The following is a 17,538-nucleotide window of genomic DNA, read 5'->3' on the forward strand; positions in this document are numbered from 1 at the left end:
CCATTTTTGTCGGAGGTGGTGAGCCTCGTGAGCGCTGCGCGCACAGGTGCGCGCAGCGTAAAGCTCGCGCTCGCCTGGCCGCGATGAGCTCTGCCCCGAACGGTCAGCAAGACCGCAATCCGCGCTTTGGTGAGGTTCGTCGCAAAGAGCCTTCGGCCGAGGAAGCGACGTTGTGCAGTCCTCGCGAGGAGAGGACATGCAGGCTGTTTGCAGAGGCACGTTCATGGGGGCAGCCCGGCGACGGCCGTCCGCTCGCTTCTCCCCCGCTCTACGCTGATGTCCTCGTCCCCTTCCAGAGCGCGCTCCAGAACCGCCCCGTCTTCACGGCGCCTTCCGGAACGGACGCTCGGGCGCTCTCCTCGGCGGGCATCTCCTTGTGGGCCTGGCCCTCGAGGAAGGTGATGAGCCGCTCTCGGAGAGGATAGTACATCGGGTCCTCCAGCACCTCCTGACGGTCCCGCGGGTGCGGGAACGGGACCTCCAGGATCTCGCCGACCCGCGCCCCCGGACCGTTCGTCATCATCGCGATGCGGTCCGACAGGAACAGGGCCTCGTCGACGTCGTGCGTGACCATCAGCGCCGTCTTCTGGTCCTCTGCCCACAGGTTCATGAGCACCTCCTGGAGCTCGAACCGGGTGAGCGAGTCGAGCATGCCGAAGGGCTCGTCCAGGAGGAGCATCTTGGGCGACAGGGCGAAGGCGCGCGCCAGCCCGACCCGCTGCTGCATCCCCGACGAAAGCTCGCGCGGCTTCTTGTGCATGGACTCCTCGAGCCCCACGAGCCCGAGGTAGTGCGTCGCGATCTCGATGCAGTCGCTCCTGCTCTTCTGCCGGTGGACCTGCTCGACCCCGAGCAGGACGTTCTCGAGCGCCGTCATCCAGTGCAGGAGGCAGGGCGACTGGAACACGACCCCGCGGTCCGGGCCCGGACCCTGGATCTGCCTGCCCGCTAGCACGATAGCCCCGCTCGTGATCTCGGAGAGGCCCGCGACCATCGACAGCACGGTGGACTTGCCGCACCCGGAGTGGCCGATGAGGGACAGGAACTCTCCCTTCCTCAGGTTCAGATCGAAGTTCCTGACGACGACCGAGGGGCCCTTCGGCGTGGGAAAGGTCTTCGTGACGTTCCAGATCTCGAGGTACTTCTTCATGCGACCGCCTCCGCGCTCCGCGCTGCATCGGGCGCGCTCTCGCCCGCCTTGGGCCCGGCGCCCGGGCCGAGCAGGTAGCTGATCACCGCGCCGCGGATCTCCTTGAACCGCGGATCGTGGTTGAGGGCCTTGCGATCCCGAGGGCGCTCGAGATCGACGGTGATCCCTGGCCCCAGCGTGGCCCGGGGGCCCTTGCTGAGCGGGAGGATCCTGTCGGCGAGGAGGATGCCCTCGTCGACGTCGTTCGTGATGAGGAGCACGGTCTTCCGGGTGGCGCGCCAGATCCGCGCGATCTCGTCCTGGAGCGTCGCGCGCGTGAGCGCGTCCAGCGCGCCGAACGGCTCGTCCATCAAGAGGACCTCCGGATCCATGGCGAGCGCCCGCGCCACCGAGACCCGCTGGCGCATGCCGCCGGAGAGCTGCGCCGGCTTCTTCTCGCGGGCCTCGGTGAGCTTCACCATGGCGATGTAGCGCTCGGTGTGCTCCCGCTTCTTGTCTGCGGACCAGGAGCCGAAGATCTGGTCCACGGCCAGGTAGACGTTCTCGTAGACCGTGAGCCAGGGCAGGAGAGAATAGTTCTGGAAGATGACGCCCCGGTCGGGGCCCGGCCCCTCGACGACCTTCCCGTTCAGCTTCACCTCCCCGGTGTCCGGCCTGAGGAGCCCGGCGATGAGCGACATGAGCGTCGTCTTGCCGGCGCCCGAATAACCGACCACGGCGACGAACTCCCCCTTCTCGATCTCCAGGTGGATGTCCCTGAGCACCTCGGTGCGGGTGGCCCCGCCGCCATAACTCTTCCCGACGTTGCAGAGCTCGACGAGCGGCATGGACGTCACGCTCCCGCCAGCTTGAGCCGACGCTCGACGAGGCTCATCAGGGCGTCGAGGAGGAAGCCGACGACGCCGATGGTGATGATGCACAGGATGATGTGCTCGTAGATGAGGCTGTTGTACTCCTGCCAGAGGAAGCCGCCGACCCCGGGCGAGCCTGTCAGCATCTCCACGGCGACGATGACAAGCCAGGCGATGCCCAGGCTGAGCCGGAAGCCCGTGAACATGTAGGGGAGCGCCGCGGGGAGCTGCACCTTGAACAGCGTCTTCGTGCGCGACAGCCGGAGCACCCGGGCGACGTTCATGTAGTCCTGCGGGATCGATCGCACCCCGAGCGCGGTGTTCAGGACCGTCGGCCACATCGAGCACATCGCGATGGTGAAGACGCCCGCAGGGTCGGGCTTCTGGAAGAGCACGAGGCCGAGCGGGAGCCACGCGAGCGGCGAGACCGGGCGGAGGATCTGGATGATGGGATCGAAGCTCGACCTGAACAGCCTCGACGCGCCCAGGAAGAAGCCGATAGGTGTCCCGAGGAGGATCGCCAGCGTGTAGCCCTTGGCGACCCGCTGGAGCGAGTACCAGGTGAAGCGGAGGATGCCCTGGTCGAGCTCTCCCCGCTTCTCGAACGGCTCGAAGATGTAAGGCCTGCTCACCTCCCATGTCTTGAGCGGAGAGGGCAGCGCCTGGGTCCACAGGCTGCTCGCGGCGGCCCACAGCCCGATCACGCACGCCACCCCGAAGAGGGGCAGGATCATGTGGTCGACTCGAATCCTCGGAGAGATCGCCTTCGCCTCGCTCATGCAGCACTCCTCTTCCGCATCCGATTCCGCGTCCGATTCCGATTCCGATTCCGATTCGGCCGCCGCGCCTCCCGCCGGCGCGGCGGTGTGGGTTCATCCCTTCAGGGCGTGGACCGGGAACGACGTCGCGTACTTCTCCGGGTCCTTCGGATCGAACGTCACGCCGTCGAACAGCGTCTCGGGCGCGTCGCTCCGGCCGCCGTGCGCGACCCCGAGCTCCTTCATCGCCTCCTCGTAGAGATCGGGGCGCATGACCTGCTTGACGACGCCCTCGTAGTCCGGCTTCCCCTCCACCATGCCCCACCGGCGGAACTGGCTGAGCCACCAGAGCGCGTACTTGGGCTGCGGGTAGTTGCAGCCCCGCTCGCTGAAGATCATGTAGTCCTTGTCCTCTTTCTTGCGCCCGTCGCCGTAGTCGTAGTGCCCCTGCAGCCGGCCGAGGATGAGCTCCGGCGGGCAGTTGATGTACGTGGGCCTCGACACGATGTCCGCCTGCTCGGAGCGGTTGTCGAGCTTGTCCAGCCAGACGCTCGCCTCGTGGAGCGCCTTGATCACCGCCTTCACCGTCTTCGGGTTCTTGTCGGCGAACTCCGCGGTGAACGCGCACACCTTCTCGGGGTGGTCCCTCCAGAGCTCCTGCGTTGTGACGGCCGTGTAGCCGATCTGGTCGGCGATCGCCCTGGCGCCCCACGGCTCGCCGACGCAGAAGCCGTCCATCTTGCCCACCTTCATGTTGGCGACCATCTGGGCGGGCGGGATGGTCACGAGCGCGACGTCCTTGTCCGGGTGGACGCCGCCCGCGCCCAGGTAATAACGGGTCCACATCGCGTGCGTTCCAGGCGGGAACGTCATCGCGAAGGTCATGGGCGTTCCCTTCTCCTTCGCCTCCTCGATGAACGGCTTGAGGGCCTTGGGATCTCCGGCCACCTTGCCCCGGAGGTCGCTCTTCATCGTGATCGCCTGGCCGTTGCGGTTGAGCAGCCACGGGATGACCATGGGCATCTTCGGCGATCCGAGGAGCCCCATCGTCGAGGCGAGGGGCATGCCGAAGAGCATGTGCGTCGCCTGGAGATCCCCGTTCGTGAGCGAGTCGCGGATGGCGGCCCAGCTCGCGCCCTTCACGATGGTCGCGTTGATGCCGTACTTCTTGAAGAACCCCTTCTCGTGGGCGATCACGAGAGGAGAGCAGTCGGTCAGCGCGATGATGCCGAAGCGCAGATCGGACACCTCGGGCTTGGCGGCGTCCGGGATGAGGGGCGCGGCGTTCGCCTCGGGCTTCGCCGACGCTTCGGACCGCGATTCGCACGCGGGGAGGAGCGCGGCTCCCCCGAGCGCAAGCGCTCCGCCGAGGAAACGCCGGCGGCCCGGGGGCGCGGCGCTCGGGGCCTCACGAGAAGATTCTCGTCTCTTCATTCCAAAGATCCTTTGCCTGGATGGCCTCAGCCAACCACGGGCCCATGATTTGCCAAGGACGATGCATGGGCGCGTGTTTCTATGAAGTTTCTGTAGGATATTTTCTTCATTCACTTCGCGTTGTTGCGTTCGTCACGTTGGTTGAGTTGGTTGCGTTCGTCACGTCGCCTTGGTCTTCGTCTTCAGTTTCAATGCCTGCGGGGCAGCGGCGCGCCCGTGCGCGTGGTCGGGGGGCGTCGCGAACGGACCGGTTGCTTGCCAGGCCCGGGGTGAGGCTGTAGCGTCCGCGCGGCGCAGGAGGAGCGCCACGCCGCTCCGGCGGGTGCGACGCGGCAGGCAGCAGGTAGAGGGAGCGAGGATGACGAGCGGGTCCGCGACGTGGGTGGGAGCGGCGGCATGCCTTCTGGCGTGCGGGTGTACGGCCCTCGCCGGGCTCGATAGGCCCTACCACCTGGAGGCGGGCGGGGGCGCCGGAGGTGGAGGTGGGGGTGGCGGGGGCGCCGGCGGGCAAGACTGCGCCGAGGAGGCGAGCGCAGGGTGCGTCTATGACCGGTGCAGCACAGTCCCCGAGAGCGCCCCGAGCGGCGCCTACGCGCTCGATCCCGACGGGCCCGGCCCACAGGAGCAGATCGAGGTCTACTGCGGTGAGCCGGTGGACGGCGATCGCTGGGCGCTCGTCTTCAACAGCATCGGGTCAGCGGAGGGCGCGACGCTCCCGTTCTGGAAGATCCTGTACGACGATCGGCTCACCGCCAAGGGGACGCCGTCGCTCGACGACAACCATTACCAGCCGTCGCTGTACATCACGGGCCGTGAATTCCGCGACGAGATCGAGGACATCGCAGGGACCGTCGCCGAGGTGATGCGCGCGACCGCCGAGGGCATCGACACCGAGGACATGCACCTCCTCACGCCGATCCGGGTCGGCGGCGATGAGCACCTCTTTTCGTGGCAATTCGCCACCGGGTGGTCGTCGCCGGATTTCGACGCAGACACCAAGGACGACGGCAATTGCGCGGGCGCCTATGCGGGCGTCACGCAGCACTACGGGAGCTGCTTCGTCTACAACCTCGGCGCGGACGACGATGATCCGATCGAGGACGAGGGCTGGGGCCCGCACGTCAGCACTCCGGACGCGACGTCGTACGGGCTCTCCGACGACGGGAGCGGTTATACGCGCGTGCAGCGGATCTCCCGCTGGACGCGCTGGTGATCGCGCCGCGCCGGTTCAGCGCGCCGACGGCGCTCGGGAGCGACATCCGCGTTGAGCACGATTCATGACGCGGCTTCGCCCTTGACGTTCAATCATGGATTCGGCGACCTTTGCGTGACCTACGCTACAGGAGCCTTCATGCGCCATCGCTTTCCCATCATCGCGACGTTGACCGCTGTTTCCCTCCTGCTCGGCGGGAGCGCCCGCGCCGACGACGGAGAGGACGAGGTCACGCTCAAGAACGGCGGCACGATCCGGGGCACCGTCGTCTCCTCCGAGCCCGGAGAGAGCGTGAAGATCATCGAGCTGGGCGCGAAGGAGGTGCGCGTCGTCCCGTGGGCCCAGGTGTCGGACGTGGAGCGCGGGAAGTTCGCGCCGAAGAGCGCGCCGCAGCCCGGGCCTGCGGGGCCGGGCTATGGCGCCGCACCACCTCCGAAGCCGATCCCGGCCCCCGAGCCGGCGCTCGGCGCGCCCGGCGTGGTGAGGCTGCATGTCGAGAGCCCGCAGCCCGTGCGGGTGGTCACGGAAGGCGCCACGACCTACGGCGCTGTTCGAGGCTACGGTTTTGCCATCCAGGAGATCAAGCACGTCTGCGCCTCACCGTGCGACAAGGTGATCGACGGCACCGATGGGCGCCGGTTCTCGCTCGCGTCGGAGGAGGTGCCGCCGCCGGATCCGTTCACGTTCGCGCAGATGACGGGCGACGTCACCCTTCACGTGGACCCCGGCAGCTACGGGCGCCGCACCGCCGCATCCTGGCTGAACATTCTGGGCCTTACCGCCGCGGTCACGGGCGGCACCCTGTGGTTTGTGAGCAGCATCGGCACGGACGTCGACTCGGACTCCTCGAACGACGACGGGGGCGGGGCTCTCAAGACCGTGGGCATCGTCTCGCTCATCGGCGGCGGCGCAGCGCTCGCCGGCGGCATCGTGCTGTGGGCGACGTCGGGCACGTCGGTCACGCTCGAGCAGCGCGGTGAGAAGCCGGCTGGCAAGGCGGCGCAGGTCAAGCCGCGCTACTGGCTGGGCGAGTTCTGATGCGCCGGCGCGGACTCCACGGGCTCCTCGCGCTCTGGCTCGGCGCGGGCTGCAACGGCGCGGCGCCCGCCGGCCCGCCGCGCAGCCCCGGAGAGCCCGCGGCGTCGGCGCCCCGGAGGACGTTCACGCTCGGCGATCGCGCCATCGAGGAGGTCGTGCGCGCGGTGAGCGCCGCGCGGCAGCTGTCGCCGACGAGGCCGGTCGCCGTCGAGCGGCTCGACAAGGCGCGCTTCGTGGAGCGCCTGCTGGGCAACCGAGACGAGGAGCCTTCCTCGGAGGGGTCGCTCAGCTCGGAGGCCGCGTTCCTGCTCGGCTTCAACTTCCTGCCGCAGCCCGGGCAGCGCGGCGGGCTCTCCACCGTCGACGAGGTGCTGAAGGAGCAGGTCGTCGGTTTCTACAGCCGCACGGCCGACAAGGTCTTCATCCCCGACGTGGCCCTCGCGTCCGAGGACGACCTGCTCGAGCAGCGCGCCGTCCTCGCGCACGAGGTGCAGCACGCGCTCCAGGCGCAGCATTTCCCCGACATGCCCGAGGCGAAGAGCTCGGACGAGGCCATCGCGCAGCTCGCGCTCGTCGAGGGCGACGCCATGGTGGCCATGGGGGCCTGGCTCGGCGCCGAGGCCGGCGCGCCGGTGGGGCGCACGCTGCGGCGGATCGTCGAGGTGACGAGGCGCATCCCGCTCGCGAGCGTCACGCGCGGCGAGGCGAGCACCAAGCTCGACAAGGCGCTCGATCTGACGAAGAAGCGCCTCGAGTTCCCCTACCGCGACGGGATGCTGCTGGTCACCGACGTGTACCGCGCCGGCGGCTTCCCGCTCGTCGACAGGATGTACACGCGCCTCCCGCGCAGCACCGAGCAGGTGCTGCACCCCGAGAAGTACCTGGCAGGCGAGCCCCCGCGGCCGTTCGCCGATCCCCGGCCGCCGCCGGGCTACGCGCTGTCTGCCGCCGACACGCTCGGCGAGCTCGACACGCGCATCCTCCTCGAGCGCTGCGTCGCCGCGGAGGTCGCCGAGCGCGCGGCCGCCGGCTGGGCGGGCGATCGCTTCGGCGTGTTCGCCGGGCCGGATCGGCGCCTCGCGACGGCGTGGATCAGCGCGTGGGACACCGAGAAGGACGCGGAGGAGCTCGAGGCGACGCTCGGCCAGAGCGCGGCCTGCTGGCACGAGAACGCGCTCGGGGTCGAGCGAGGCGACTACACGATCGGCGCCAACATCGCCGTCCGCCGTCAGGGCAAGCTCGTCGCGTTCGTGCGCGGCCTCCCCGAGGGCGTCGGAGCTGCGCTCGCGTCGCACCTCTTCACGCTCGCCGGGCCGGAGCCGAAGCCGACGCCGCTCACCGATCGCCCGATCCCGCCGCGCGTCCGCCTCCCCGAGCCGACCCCAGGCCGACTCGAAGGCGACGTGTACCGCAACGGCTGGCTCGACGTCGTCGGCCGCGTGCCGCAGGGCATGCTCGGCCACGTGGGCGGCGGCGTCGAGCTCGTGGTCGAGCGGCCCGACGCGCTCGTGCGCGGCGGCATGTCGGTGTCCACGCGCATCACCAGCGACGCCGAGAACGAGAAGACCTTCGGCGAAGTGCAGGCGTCGTTCGTCCGCGATGTCGCCGAGCTCTCGATGCGGGTCGAGGCGCTCGGCGGCGGCCCGGTGACGACGGCGCTCGGCGCGGGCGTCGAGCGGGCGTGGCGGGTCGCCGGCACGTCGATGGAGCTCCGGCTCGTGCTCGTCCCGATCTGCGCCGGTACGGGGTCGATCGTGTTCGTTCAGGCGTATGGCGATCCCTACGCGCGCAGCGTGCTCGACGGATGGATGGACAGCTTCCGCTGGACCAACGGGCGCAACCTCACCGCGTGCGATTTTCTCGATCCGAAGTAGCCGCCGCGTGACCGCGTCCTCCGGGGGACGGCGGCGGGCTCGACGACCTCACGCTGCCCGACGCCCGCCTGCCGCTCAGCCCCCCGCCCTCCCCGATCCGGGTGATGTTCGAGCGCCACGGTGGCAGACTTCGACGACGCATGAGCGACCGTCCGACCATCATCGAAGTGCCGCCTCGCTTTCGCGTGATCACCGATCCGCGGGACGCGGTTGTCGACGAGCGCACCATCGTCCTCGGCCCGAGCCGCGCGTTCGGCGACGGCCGGCACGAGAGCACGCGGATGTGCCTCCAGGCGCTCGCGTCGTTCGCGCCACGCAGCGGCTTCCGCCTCTTCGACGTGGGGAGCGGGACGGGGATCCTCTCGATCGGCGCCGCGAAGCTGGGCGGCGAGGCGATCGGGGTCGACATCGACGCCGCCGCGAACGCGATCGCGGCGGACAACGCACGGCGGAGCGCGGTGGAAGCGCGCGTGAGCTTCTCGGCGACGTGGCCGGACGGGACGTTCGACATCGTCGTGGCCAACATCCTCCGCGACGTCCTCACGGCGCTCGCCCCTCGGATCGTGGCTCGCCTGGCTCCCCGCGGGACGTTGATCCTCTCGGGGCTCGTGTCCACCGACGTTCCGGAGATCGTGGCGCGCTACGCGCAGCTCCTCGCCGAGCGTCGGCCGGAGATCTTCGAGCGGGGCGCGTGGCGCACGCTCGTGTGGCGCGGCCGTTGACCCGGGGCGCGAGGGCGCGCGAACATCCGGCGATCCCTTGCCGCCCCTCCCTGCGACACGCCGCCTCGCCGCGCTCCTCGCGCTCGCCGCGAGCGCCTGCTCCCGCGGCCCCACCCCCGGCACGGACGCGGGGCCTGGCCCAGCCAGCAGCGCGAGCGCCTCGGCCAGCGGCGCGGGCGCTCCGGCCGCTCCCCTGCCCCCGTCCGCGTCCGCGCCGCTGCCCGCGCCGGCCCGCGAGGGCGGCGCCCTGTCCCGCGCCGCGCGCGAGGACGCGCTCTATGTGGCCGACGAGGACCACGGCGTCGTGCGCGTCGTGCCGCTGCCGCTCGACCCTGCGCGGCCCGGCGCAGGGGTCCCCGCGCCGGGCAGGCCCGCGCAGGTGCTCGCGCTCGGCGGGCGCGGCGAGCACGAAGCGCGCGTCCTCGCCACCGTCCGCGATCCGGGGCTGCTGCTGATCTTCCGGCCGGATCCTGCGGCCGGCCTCGTCGAGGTGGGCCGCGTGCCGCTGCCCGCCGACGCGTGGGGCATCGCGGTCACGCCCGACGAGAAGACCGCGATCGTGACCTCGGCGTGGACCCACAAGGTCTCGGCCGTCGACCTCGAGGCCAGGCAGACGCGGTGGACCGTCGACGTGGCGCGCGAGCCGCGGGGCGTGGCGGTGCTGCCCGACGGCAGCGCCGCGTACGTGAGCCACCTCGTCGGCGCCGATCTCACGAGGATCGACGATCTCGGCGGGGCGCCGAAGGTCCGGCGCGTCGCCCTGCCCGCCTCGCCGCTGCGCGCGCCGTCGGGCGAGCGGCTCGCCGCGTCGCTGGGGTATGCGCTCTCGCTCTCCGAGGACGGGCGGCGCCTGTTCGCGGCGCGGCACGCGCTCGGCGCCATGGGCCACGCCGCGTGGTTCGGCGCCGCGACGGTGGACGTGCTGATCACCGGCCGGGACGAGCCGCTCGCCCCGCCGCACCACGGCAACCTGCCGGTGCTCCGGTCGGCGTTCGCGGAGCAGGTGATCACCCCGGAGAGCGTGATCACCCTGCCCGGCGCGGGCGTCACGCCCGTCACCCAGCCGCGCGCCATGGCGTACCGCAAGCGCGCGCGCACGCTGCTCGTCGCGGGCGAGGGCGACGATCTCGTGCTCGAGGTGGACGCGACCGCGGTGGATCCGACGCTCGCGATCGCAAGGAGCTACCCGGTCGGCGGCCGCTACGATCCGCACATCCGCGTGGCCGGCACGTGCGGCGCGCCGACCGGCCTCGCGCTCTCCGCGGACGAGGCGACGGCGTGGGTCTTCTGCCGCTCGACCGGCGACGTGGCGGCGATCCGGCTGCACGACGCGGCGGCGGGCTCGACCGTCGCGCCCGTGGGATCGGCCGGCCCCGCGCCGGCGTCAGCCGCCGCGGGCGTGGCGGAAGGGCCGTCGGCGCTCGTCCACCTCGCCGATGATCCGCTCGGCCCGGAGGTCGCGAAGGGCCGCCGGCTCTTCTACAACGCGCTCGACGCCACGGTGAGCGGCAACCTCGGCTGCGCGGGATGCCACCCCGACGGGCGCGACGACGGGTACGTCTGGCGCGAGGCCAGCTTCAGCACGGCCGACGGCGAGCACGCGAACTTCGTCGGGCGGCCGGAGAACATCCCCGAGGTCGCCAAGAAGCGAGGGGTTCCGCGGCGCACCCCGATGCTCGCCGGCAACGTGGGCGCGGCCGGGCCGTACGGCTGGCACGGCGAGAGCGAGGACCTCGTCGGCAGGCTGCAGACGGGCATGGGGCTGCACCGCTGGGGCGGGCTGCCGATCGACCACACGCCGACCAGCCTCGCGGCGCGGGCGACCTATCTCGCGATGTTCCTCCGCCGGGGCCTGGTCACGCCGCCAAGCGCCGAAAGGGCGCCGGACGAGCGCGTGAAGCGCGGCCGGGAGATCTTCCACAGCGACGAGGCGAAGTGCTCCCGCTGCCACGTCCCCACGAGCGATTACACCGATCGCACGGCGTACCCGATGCCGAAGCGACCGCCGCCGCCGGGCTACGACGAGGATCCGCGCCCCGAGTACAAGACGCCATCGCTGCGCTTCGTCGGAGGCCGGCCGCCCTACCTTCACGACGGGCGCGCCGGCACGCTGGCGGAGCTCATCGAGCAGAACGCCGACTGGATGGGCAAGACAAGCCACCTGTCGCCCGAGGACAGGGCGGCGCTCGTGGCGTTCCTGGGGACGTTATGAGGCCGCGCTCCGTGCTGCTCGCCTTGATGGGCGCCGGCGTGGCCTCCGTCCTGGCCGCGGCGTCCGGGGCGCCCGGCGCGCAGCCAGGCGGCGCGCCCAGGGCCGCGGCCAGCGCCGCGGCCAGCGCCGCGGCCGACGCCAGCACCGCGAAGGCCGCGGCGAGCGCCACGACCGACGCCGGTGCGCCCGAGGCCGCGGCGAGCGCCACGACCGACGCCGGTGCGCCCGAGGCCGCGGCGAGCGCCGCGACCGATGCCGGCGACGAGCTGCCCCTCGACGCCGCGCCCTTCCCGCCCGAGCCGTCCAGGCAGCCCACGGCCGCCGAGTGGAAGGCGGCGCCCCGCGTCCGCCTCTCCCGCGCCGGCCCCGCGGCCGCGGGCTGCCGCGCGTACAGGGCGAGGGAGTGGCTGCGCATCCGCTGCCCGGAGCTCACCGTCTCGGCCATCTCGCTGCTCGGCGGAAAGACCGAGGGCGTGGCCTTCTGGATCGATCCGCCCCGCGGCGGCAGCGAGCTCCCGCGCGGGGGCGAGGTGATGTTCCCGATCCGCCGCGGCGATCGGCGGGTGATCCAGATCCTGACGTTCGGCCCGGGCTACGACGGGCCGTTCACCTTGTTGCCGGCGATCGTCATCCAGGAGCAATGGCTGGAAGACGAGCCGGCGCCGACCGTGACCGCCTCCTGAGACACCATGCGATCCCACACCACGCTCCGCGCCATCTCCTCGCTGTTCCTCCTTGCCGCTGCGAGCGGCGTCCTCGTCGTCGCGTGCGGCGCCGCCCCCGCGGCTCCCGGCGGCCCGCCCGCCGATCAGGCGTCCGCCGCGCAGCCCACGGCCACGAGCCCCGCCCCGACGGGCGCGGCGCTCGCCCCGGCGTCACCCCAGCCCGAGCCGACGGCGACCTCGGCGCAGGCGAACGCCGGGCAGCCCGGCGCCGAGCGGACCGCCGCGCCCGCCGAGGCGGCGAAGCCATCGGACGGCTGCCCCGACGGCATGGCCCGGGTCCCGGGCGGCAGCTTCGTGATGGGCCCGCTCAAGGTGAAGGCCACGGTGGGTGACCTCTGCGTCGACAGGACCGAGGTCACCGCGGAGGCCTTCGCGGCGTGTGTCAAGGATGGCAAGTGCACGGATACACTGGCCAATTGCGCCAAGGAGGCGTCGACCTACGGCGTGGCCGGCAAGGAGAAGCAGCCGATGGTCTGCGTCGACTTCTCGCAGGCCCAGGCCTACTGCGCGGCGCAGGGCAAGCGGTTGCCGCGCGACGACGAGTGGGAGTGGGCGGCCCGCGGCGGCGAGGAAGCGCGGCCGTATCCGTGGGGCGAGGAGGCGCCGAAGGACCAGCTCTGCTGGTCCGGCGGCGGCACCGTCCGCAAGACCGCGTGCGACGTGGGGAGCTTCCCCGCCGGCGCGAGCCCGCAGGGCATCCAGGACCTGGCGGGCAACGTCTTCGAGTGGACAACCAACGCCAACGACGGCAAGGGCAAGATGCGCATCGCCCGCGGCGGCAGCTGGCGCGACGGCATCGCGCCGCTCGTCAGGACCGCGCGGCCGGGCGGCTTCGAGGCGACCTACCGCTGCGGGTTCCTCGGCATCCGCTGCGTCGTCGAGCCGGCGGCCCAGGCGACCAAGTAAGCTGCGCCGCTCCGGCCGAGCGCCAGACGGGGATCGGCCGGGAATGCCATCCCTGACACCGGACCCGTCACTCAGCGGTTGCAGAGGTTGGAGAGCTCGCGCCCTGCTTCGCCATTTCCTGGCACGGCGCGGCGGCGGCGTCACAGGCGTCCATCGCGTCTTCGGCGTCGACGGTGATGACGTGATGGTCCGCTGCGCTGCACTCGCACTGCCACCCCAACGCCGGATCTTCCTGCTTGCAGCTGATGTTCAACGGCGCGTGCAACACGACATCCAGCCCTCCCAGGCTGGAGGGCTGCTGGCAATCGAGCTCGGCATAGCAGACGCCGCCGCTCGCATTCCGGTGAACCTGGCTGCAGGTGGCATCGTGAAAGACCGTCTCGGGATGAAGTGACTTGCATGGCTCTGCGAGGTCGGTACAGATCTCCGAGCCGGACGCATTGCTGGGAATGTCGAAATACACATCGCTCCAGTTGTCCCAGCACCTGCATCCCCAGGCCCCGTCTCCGGTGTCCCTGCCGCAGTTGATGATGTAGCCGGCCGCCGCGGTTTGTGTGACACCGTCCCCGAGGTCTGCCGAGTAAATGCAGGACGTATTGACGACGCAGGAATCCTCGGCTCGCCCCTGGTCGCTCGGCGTACAGCTCGGAGATTCGGTGAAGGGCGACGCGTCGTCTCGGGAGGCACATACGGCGAGGGCTTGCTCGCAGCCCGCTTCCAGGTCGTTCTCCGCGAGGTGGTACGATGTATAACGGGCCTCGGCCGAAGATGTGCAGTTCATCCCACCAGCGCTGCTGGCGGTGCAGAAAGATTGCTGTTCGTCGTATGCAAAAGCGCTGATCGCTCCCACCATCAGCGGAACCTCACACCTGCGGTCGGTCTGGCAAACGCCGTCGAAGACCTGCGTGCTCGGCGCGGCGCACAGGGGCTCGCCGTAGACGATGTTCCCCACCTTGCACGCCTCGAGGATCGGGCCACATACCCCGGCAGACAAGCTCGGAAGCGAGAAGCCAAGCCCGCCAAAGCTGTCTTGACAAAAACAGCTGGCAACCCCGCCGATCATCCCGCAGTTCGCCGTGATCGTGTTACCGGTGCACACCTGGCGCGCCGAACAAAAATCGTCCCCCTCCTGCACCGTGGCGGGTGAACACGTCCCCGGATCGTGCACACCTGGCGACCGGTCGGGTTGCAACGGCGCTATCGGAGCATCCGTCTCTATCGGACCATCCTCCATCGGACCACCCGCCTGCCCCTCCGTATCGATCGGGGGCGGGTCAGCCTCATCGCTCGACTCGCTCGTATCTGTCTCACCCTTCTGTGGAGGGGTGGGAGTCGTCTCTTCCTCTGGAGCCGCGTCTTCGCCGGACTCGTCATACCCGCCCACGAGGTCGGCCCCTTCGGTCGCAGGATGCCCACGTTCGATGAAACAGCCGGTGCAAAGACTGAGCGCGAGGACCCCAAGGCAGCGAAGAGGCAGGCGCATGGTGGGATCCAGAGAATACAAGAGCGATCGGAGAGTCAAGCTCGTCGTAGCGGCCGTCTACCGTACAGCCACGCTACACACGTTGGTTAACGTAGAACCTCCTTCCACGATCGACCTGCCTTCTGAAAAAGTGGCGCCGTATCAAAATATTATCCATGAATCGACGATGAGGCAGCCATCAGCTCAGGGCTTGAGCGCTCTCTTTGCGCGGCTGGTCGGGCGTCGTTCCGCTTGTGGTTGAGCGCCTCGTCGCATCCGCAGGCGCGAGCTGTGGCTCGATCGACGATCCGCATTCAAATGCCTCAAAATCTGCTGCCAGCGCGCCCCACGCGAGCAGGTGATGGTCAAATTTGAACATGAAGGCGGTAAGGCGGGAAGAAAACATGAATAATCTTCCCGCCTTACCGCCTTCATGTGGACTCTCTCTGGCCAAAGTTGACCACTACCCGCGAGCGCAGCTGGCAGCTCGATGCGCTGACGGTTTGACGCAGCGCGCGGCCGTCACCCGCGATCGTCGGCCGCCATGGAGCGCAGGACGCGCTCGGAGGCTTCGGCGTGCTCGAGCAGCAGCGCCGCAAAACCGCGCTGAAGCTCGATCTTGCGGCGCATCCACGCCTGGAACGCGCCGCGGTCGAAGCGCGCGAGGTCGTGGGGGGCGGCGGGCAAATCGTCCGCGGCCCGCATCGTCTCCGCGGCGCGGCCCGCCGCCTCGCCGATCTCGCGGTAGCCGGCGGCCACCCGGCGCATCGCGTCGTGTTCGAGGCGGGCCTCGGGCGTTGCGCTGCCCACCCAGCGCGCGTGGGCTTCCAGGTTGTCGGCCACGTGCAGGAACAGCTCAGCCAGCCGCTCGGGAACCACCGCGTTGTTCGCCAGATCGCGTCCACAGGGCTCGTCCATCGGTACCTCCTGTCCATTCGCCCCAACGCGCGAGGCGTCGGGTCGTGACCGCGGTCGTGACCGCAGGCCGCAGTCGAGGAGCGGGCGGTCGGGCGTGTGGTATCCATGGCGGCCGCAGTGTCGTCGTCCCCCGCGCCCGCCACGATGGCGGGTTGCCCGACCCGGAGCCCTGCCGATGACCGACGTCCACCACGCCGAGGCCACCGCCTTCTTCGACGATTTCGTCGCCGCGTTCGCGCACTTCGACGGGCCGCTGATCGCCCGCCGCTACCACGTGCCGTACCTCGCGATGCACGCCGCCGGCCTGCACGACCTGCTGACGAGCGCGGAGGCCGTCGGGGCCTACTTCCAGCGCATCGTCGACCAGTACCGCGGCGACGGCTGCACGGCCTGCCGCCACCGCGGGCTCCAGGTGGTCACGATGGGGGGCGAGGCGCTGCTCGCCACCGTGTCGTGGGACCTGCTGGACGCGTCAGGCGGCGTGCTGTCGACCTGGCGCGAGAGCTACAACCTGCTGCGCACGCCGCAGGGGCTGCGCATCTTCGCGTCGACGGACCACTGATTCAGAGGAGCTCCGCCGTCGCCTGGCGGGGGTGGCATCCATCTGAAATTCAGACTCCTCGTGGCGGCCGTGCGCTCACGGCGCGGAAGCGCAAGAAGGGGACCGCCTGAGCGCGAGCGGCCAACGAAGCCGAGCGCGCGACGGTCCTCGAGAGGATCGCCGGCGCCGGACCTCTGCCGATCAGATGTTGCACTCCACGAAGCCCTGCGTGTTCGTGGAGACGTTCATCTCCCACCTGGACTGGGTGGCGTCGTACTGGACGACCACGCCGGTGGAGACGCCGCCGCGGAGAATGCCGCCGATCCCCTTGAGCCAGCACGTCTTGCCCGTCACCGCGGGGCCGAGGTTCACCGACCCTGCCTGGATGCCGTGGTAAGCCTCGCCGAGGTAGTCCGTCACCTGTACGCAGCTCGCGTAGCCGGCGACCTTCCCCTGCCCGTGGAGGTACCAAGAGTTGCCGTCTTTCTCCACGCCGATGTAGTCCGACGCGTCGGCGAAGTTGTCGCCGCCCTCGTAGTTGATGACCTGCGTCAGGAAGCAGCGTCGGTTGTTGCTGGTGGACGCGAGGTACACCCTGGGGTTGGTCGTTGTGTAGCTGTTGTTGGAGTAACCGACTTGCGTGATCATGGTGCCGGGGTTGGCGAGCCCGCCGTAGGCACGAACCGACACACCCGAGTCGGCGTGCGCGAACACGCGCGCCGTGCCGAGCCAGCTGTACATCGCGACGTTGCCGCCGTCCCGGAGGTTTCCGGTCACGCCCATGAGGTAGGCCGCGTTCCCGCTCCAGGTGCCGAGGTTCTGGAAGGCGTTGCCCGACGTCGCGGTGGCGCTGCTGTACCCGAACGCGGAAAACGCCTGCTCGGCGGTGCCGATCGCCTCGTCCTCGCCCCCGGCGACGTCGCCGTTGCCCTGATCCGGGCTCTCGACCTCGACGTTGCACCCCAGGAGGGCGACGACCGAAGCGACCGACAGCACCCGAAAACAAGCGCGAACTAGTTGCATGTGCATAGGATGTTCCCCTTCTCGAACGCAGCGGGCCGAGGCGGCGCGCTGCGACGGCAATGCTACGTGGACAACTGTGGTACCAGGCTGGACCATGTTCGAATTTCTGAAACCGGCGCGCTTGGTCGACATCGTGGGCACGGAGCTCATCGTGGGCGTCGGGATCCACGCCTTGCGCGCGCGCGGTCCCGTGCGGGTGGTCGTCGACCGCGCCGGAGGTATGGCCACCCGAGGTCGTGCATCGCAGTCTGCTCCCCGAGCAGCACACCGCGGTGCACGTCGCGCCCGAGCTCTATGGCGTCTTGCGCGATCGAGAGAAAGGAGACCTGCGCTTCAGCTTTCCTCGCGAGAAATACGATGAAGCCCTCCGGATCTGGCGCAGCGTCGCCATCGCCGTCGCGGACACCGAGATGCGGCGGTCGACGAGCCCGTCGCTGCGCGACCTGACAGGCCCGCAGCTCTCCGCATCCTCGCTCTTGTTGCTACCGTGGCTCGGCCTCGAGCTCACGCGACGCGCCCGCGGAAATCCCATCGTGCAACTCTTCAACGATCAGCTGTGCTGTATCGACGACGAGGATCCGGACTGGCGCGATGCTCTGGCAGCGGAGGGCACGCGCCTTTCAAGCAGCCCCGACGGTCTTGTTCAGAGCCCGCCCTTGACCTTTCGCGACGGCGCGTGGGTGGCCGCCGAGTGATTGCTTTGGGCGCCCC

General features: G+C 70.1%; 17 protein-coding genes. 9 read left to right on the plus strand and 8 right to left on the minus strand.

Translation table 11 applies throughout. The features are described 5' to 3' along the window. Window positions 1–268: 268 nt before the first annotated feature. The 4 genes from WMF45_RS22695 to WMF45_RS22710 form a co-directional block, all read right to left on the minus strand. On the minus strand, window positions 269–1,150 hold the full coding sequence (locus WMF45_RS22695) for an ABC transporter ATP-binding protein (protein WP_437718932.1): 882 nt from the start codon (window positions 1,148–1,150) through the stop codon (window positions 269–271). Next, window positions 1,147–1,977, minus strand: coding sequence for an ABC transporter ATP-binding protein (locus tag WMF45_RS22700; RefSeq protein WP_437718933.1), 831 nt, complete (start codon window positions 1,975–1,977; stop codon window positions 1,147–1,149). The genes WMF45_RS22695 and WMF45_RS22700 overlap by 4 nt, the downstream gene beginning before the upstream one ends. 5 nt (window positions 1,978–1,982) lie before the next feature. Continuing rightward, the gene (gene ntrB / locus WMF45_RS22705) at window positions 1,983–2,780 is read right to left on the minus strand and encodes a nitrate ABC transporter permease (RefSeq protein WP_437718934.1); all 798 of its coding nucleotides are present in this window, start codon (window positions 2,778–2,780) and stop codon (window positions 1,983–1,985) included. A 93-nt stretch (window positions 2,781–2,873) separates the two neighbouring features. Further along, the gene (locus tag WMF45_RS22710; protein WP_437718935.1) at window positions 2,874–4,193 is read right to left on the minus strand and encodes a CmpA/NrtA family ABC transporter substrate-binding protein; all 1,320 of its coding nucleotides are present in this window, start codon (window positions 4,191–4,193) and stop codon (window positions 2,874–2,876) included. Window positions 4,194–4,551: 358 nt separating this feature from the next. On the opposite strand from WMF45_RS22710, the gene WMF45_RS22715 reads away from it, so the two are divergent. The 7 genes from WMF45_RS22715 (at window position 4,552) to WMF45_RS22745 (ending at window position 12,883) form a co-directional block, all read left to right on the plus strand. Continuing rightward, complete coding sequence (locus WMF45_RS22715) at window positions 4,552–5,406, plus strand: fibrinogen-like YCDxxxxGGGW domain-containing protein (protein WP_437718936.1); 855 nt, start codon at window positions 4,552–4,554, stop codon at window positions 5,404–5,406. A gap of 138 nt (window positions 5,407–5,544) precedes the next feature. Further along, window positions 5,545–6,444 carry a hypothetical protein gene (locus WMF45_RS22720; protein WP_437718937.1) on the plus strand — a complete coding sequence of 300 codons (900 nt, stop codon included), beginning with the start codon at window positions 5,545–5,547 and terminating at the stop codon, window positions 6,442–6,444. Further along, window positions 6,444–8,318: a hypothetical protein gene (locus WMF45_RS22725; RefSeq protein ID WP_437718938.1), complete on the plus strand. Its 1,875-nt coding sequence runs from the start codon at window positions 6,444–6,446 to the stop codon at window positions 8,316–8,318. The genes WMF45_RS22720 and WMF45_RS22725 overlap by 1 nt, the downstream gene beginning before the upstream one ends. A gap of 140 nt (window positions 8,319–8,458) precedes the next feature. Beyond that, the gene (locus WMF45_RS22730) at window positions 8,459–9,040 is read left to right on the plus strand and encodes a 50S ribosomal protein L11 methyltransferase (RefSeq protein ID WP_437718939.1); all 582 of its coding nucleotides are present in this window, start codon (window positions 8,459–8,461) and stop codon (window positions 9,038–9,040) included. Between the two features lie 37 nt (window positions 9,041–9,077). After that, entirely contained in the window at window positions 9,078–11,252 is a 2,175-nt protein-coding gene (locus WMF45_RS22735; RefSeq protein WP_437718940.1) for a hypothetical protein, read from the plus strand. Next, the gene (locus WMF45_RS22740; protein WP_437718941.1) at window positions 11,249–11,935 is read left to right on the plus strand and encodes a hypothetical protein; all 687 of its coding nucleotides are present in this window, start codon (window positions 11,249–11,251) and stop codon (window positions 11,933–11,935) included. Before WMF45_RS22735 ends, WMF45_RS22740 begins: the two co-directional genes overlap by 4 nt. A gap of 6 nt (window positions 11,936–11,941) precedes the next feature. After that, window positions 11,942–12,883: an SUMF1/EgtB/PvdO family nonheme iron enzyme gene (locus tag WMF45_RS22745; protein WP_437718942.1), complete on the plus strand. Its 942-nt coding sequence runs from the start codon at window positions 11,942–11,944 to the stop codon at window positions 12,881–12,883. A gap of 67 nt (window positions 12,884–12,950) precedes the next feature. Here the strand turns inward: WMF45_RS22745 and WMF45_RS22750 are convergent, their stop codons facing one another. From WMF45_RS22750 to WMF45_RS22760, 3 genes are all read right to left on the minus strand, one after another. Then, window positions 12,951–14,366 carry a hypothetical protein gene (locus WMF45_RS22750; RefSeq protein WP_437718943.1) on the minus strand — a complete coding sequence of 472 codons (1,416 nt, stop codon included), beginning with the start codon at window positions 14,364–14,366 and terminating at the stop codon, window positions 12,951–12,953. A 178-nt stretch (window positions 14,367–14,544) separates the two neighbouring features. Continuing rightward, a complete protein-coding gene (locus WMF45_RS22755) occupies window positions 14,545–14,751 on the minus strand; it encodes a hypothetical protein (protein ID WP_437718944.1) in 207 nt (68 codons plus the stop codon). Between the two features lie 116 nt (window positions 14,752–14,867). Then, window positions 14,868–15,263, minus strand: a complete 396-nt coding sequence (locus WMF45_RS22760; RefSeq protein WP_437718945.1) for a hypothetical protein — start codon at window positions 15,261–15,263, stop codon at window positions 14,868–14,870. A 175-nt stretch (window positions 15,264–15,438) separates the two neighbouring features. On the opposite strand from WMF45_RS22760, the gene WMF45_RS22765 reads away from it, so the two are divergent. Beyond that, window positions 15,439–15,825: a hypothetical protein gene (locus WMF45_RS22765; RefSeq protein ID WP_437554706.1), complete on the plus strand. Its 387-nt coding sequence runs from the start codon at window positions 15,439–15,441 to the stop codon at window positions 15,823–15,825. Between the two features lie 180 nt (window positions 15,826–16,005). Here the strand turns inward: WMF45_RS22765 and WMF45_RS22770 are convergent, their stop codons facing one another. Next, window positions 16,006–16,827 carry a hypothetical protein gene (locus WMF45_RS22770; protein WP_437718946.1) on the minus strand — a complete coding sequence of 274 codons (822 nt, stop codon included), beginning with the start codon at window positions 16,825–16,827 and terminating at the stop codon, window positions 16,006–16,008. A gap of 236 nt (window positions 16,828–17,063) precedes the next feature. Here WMF45_RS22770 and WMF45_RS22775 point away from each other — a divergent pair, with 236 nt between their 5' ends. After that, window positions 17,064–17,522 carry a hypothetical protein gene (locus WMF45_RS22775; RefSeq protein ID WP_437718947.1) on the plus strand — a complete coding sequence of 153 codons (459 nt, stop codon included), beginning with the start codon at window positions 17,064–17,066 and terminating at the stop codon, window positions 17,520–17,522. Window positions 17,523–17,538: the final 16 nt, after the last annotated feature.

The organism is Sorangium sp. So ce448, assembly GCF_051520915.1.
Lineage (GTDB): Bacteria > Myxococcota_A > Polyangia > Polyangiales > Polyangiaceae > Sorangium > Sorangium cellulosum_B.

What these genes read in the sequence shown, in the direction of transcription:
- WMF45_RS22745 (WP_437718942.1), top strand. Translation starts at nt 11,942, where the DNA reads ATGCGATCCCACACCACGCTCCGCGCCATCTCCTCGCTGTTCCTCCTT.
- WMF45_RS22710 (WP_437718935.1), bottom strand. Translation starts at nt 4,193, where the DNA reads ATGAAGAGACGAGAATCTTCTCGTGAGGCCCCGAGCGCCGCGCCCCCG.
- WMF45_RS22755 (WP_437718944.1), bottom strand. Translation starts at nt 14,751, where the DNA reads ATGTTTTCTTCCCGCCTTACCGCCTTCATGTTCAAATTTGACCATCAC.
- WMF45_RS22770 (WP_437718946.1), bottom strand. Translation starts at nt 16,827, where the DNA reads ATGCAACTAGTTCGCGCTTGTTTTCGGGTGCTGTCGGTCGCTTCGGTC.
- WMF45_RS22730 (WP_437718939.1), top strand. Translation starts at nt 8,459, where the DNA reads ATGAGCGACCGTCCGACCATCATCGAAGTGCCGCCTCGCTTTCGCGTG.
- WMF45_RS22750 (WP_437718943.1), bottom strand. Translation starts at nt 14,366, where the DNA reads ATGCGCCTGCCTCTTCGCTGCCTTGGGGTCCTCGCGCTCAGTCTTTGC.
- WMF45_RS22740 (WP_437718941.1), top strand. Translation starts at nt 11,249, where the DNA reads ATGAGGCCGCGCTCCGTGCTGCTCGCCTTGATGGGCGCCGGCGTGGCC.
- WMF45_RS22725 (WP_437718938.1), top strand. Translation starts at nt 6,444, where the DNA reads ATGCGCCGGCGCGGACTCCACGGGCTCCTCGCGCTCTGGCTCGGCGCG.
- WMF45_RS22720 (WP_437718937.1), top strand. Translation starts at nt 5,545, where the DNA reads ATGCGCCATCGCTTTCCCATCATCGCGACGTTGACCGCTGTTTCCCTC.
- WMF45_RS22700 (WP_437718933.1), bottom strand. Translation starts at nt 1,977, where the DNA reads ATGCCGCTCGTCGAGCTCTGCAACGTCGGGAAGAGTTATGGCGGCGGG.
- ntrB (WP_437718934.1), bottom strand. Translation starts at nt 2,780, where the DNA reads ATGAGCGAGGCGAAGGCGATCTCTCCGAGGATTCGAGTCGACCACATG.
- WMF45_RS22695 (WP_437718932.1), bottom strand. Translation starts at nt 1,150, where the DNA reads ATGAAGAAGTACCTCGAGATCTGGAACGTCACGAAGACCTTTCCCACG.
- WMF45_RS22760 (WP_437718945.1), bottom strand. Translation starts at nt 15,263, where the DNA reads ATGGACGAGCCCTGTGGACGCGATCTGGCGAACAACGCGGTGGTTCCC.
- WMF45_RS22715 (WP_437718936.1), top strand. Translation starts at nt 4,552, where the DNA reads ATGACGAGCGGGTCCGCGACGTGGGTGGGAGCGGCGGCATGCCTTCTG.
- WMF45_RS22765 (WP_437554706.1), top strand. Translation starts at nt 15,439, where the DNA reads ATGACCGACGTCCACCACGCCGAGGCCACCGCCTTCTTCGACGATTTC.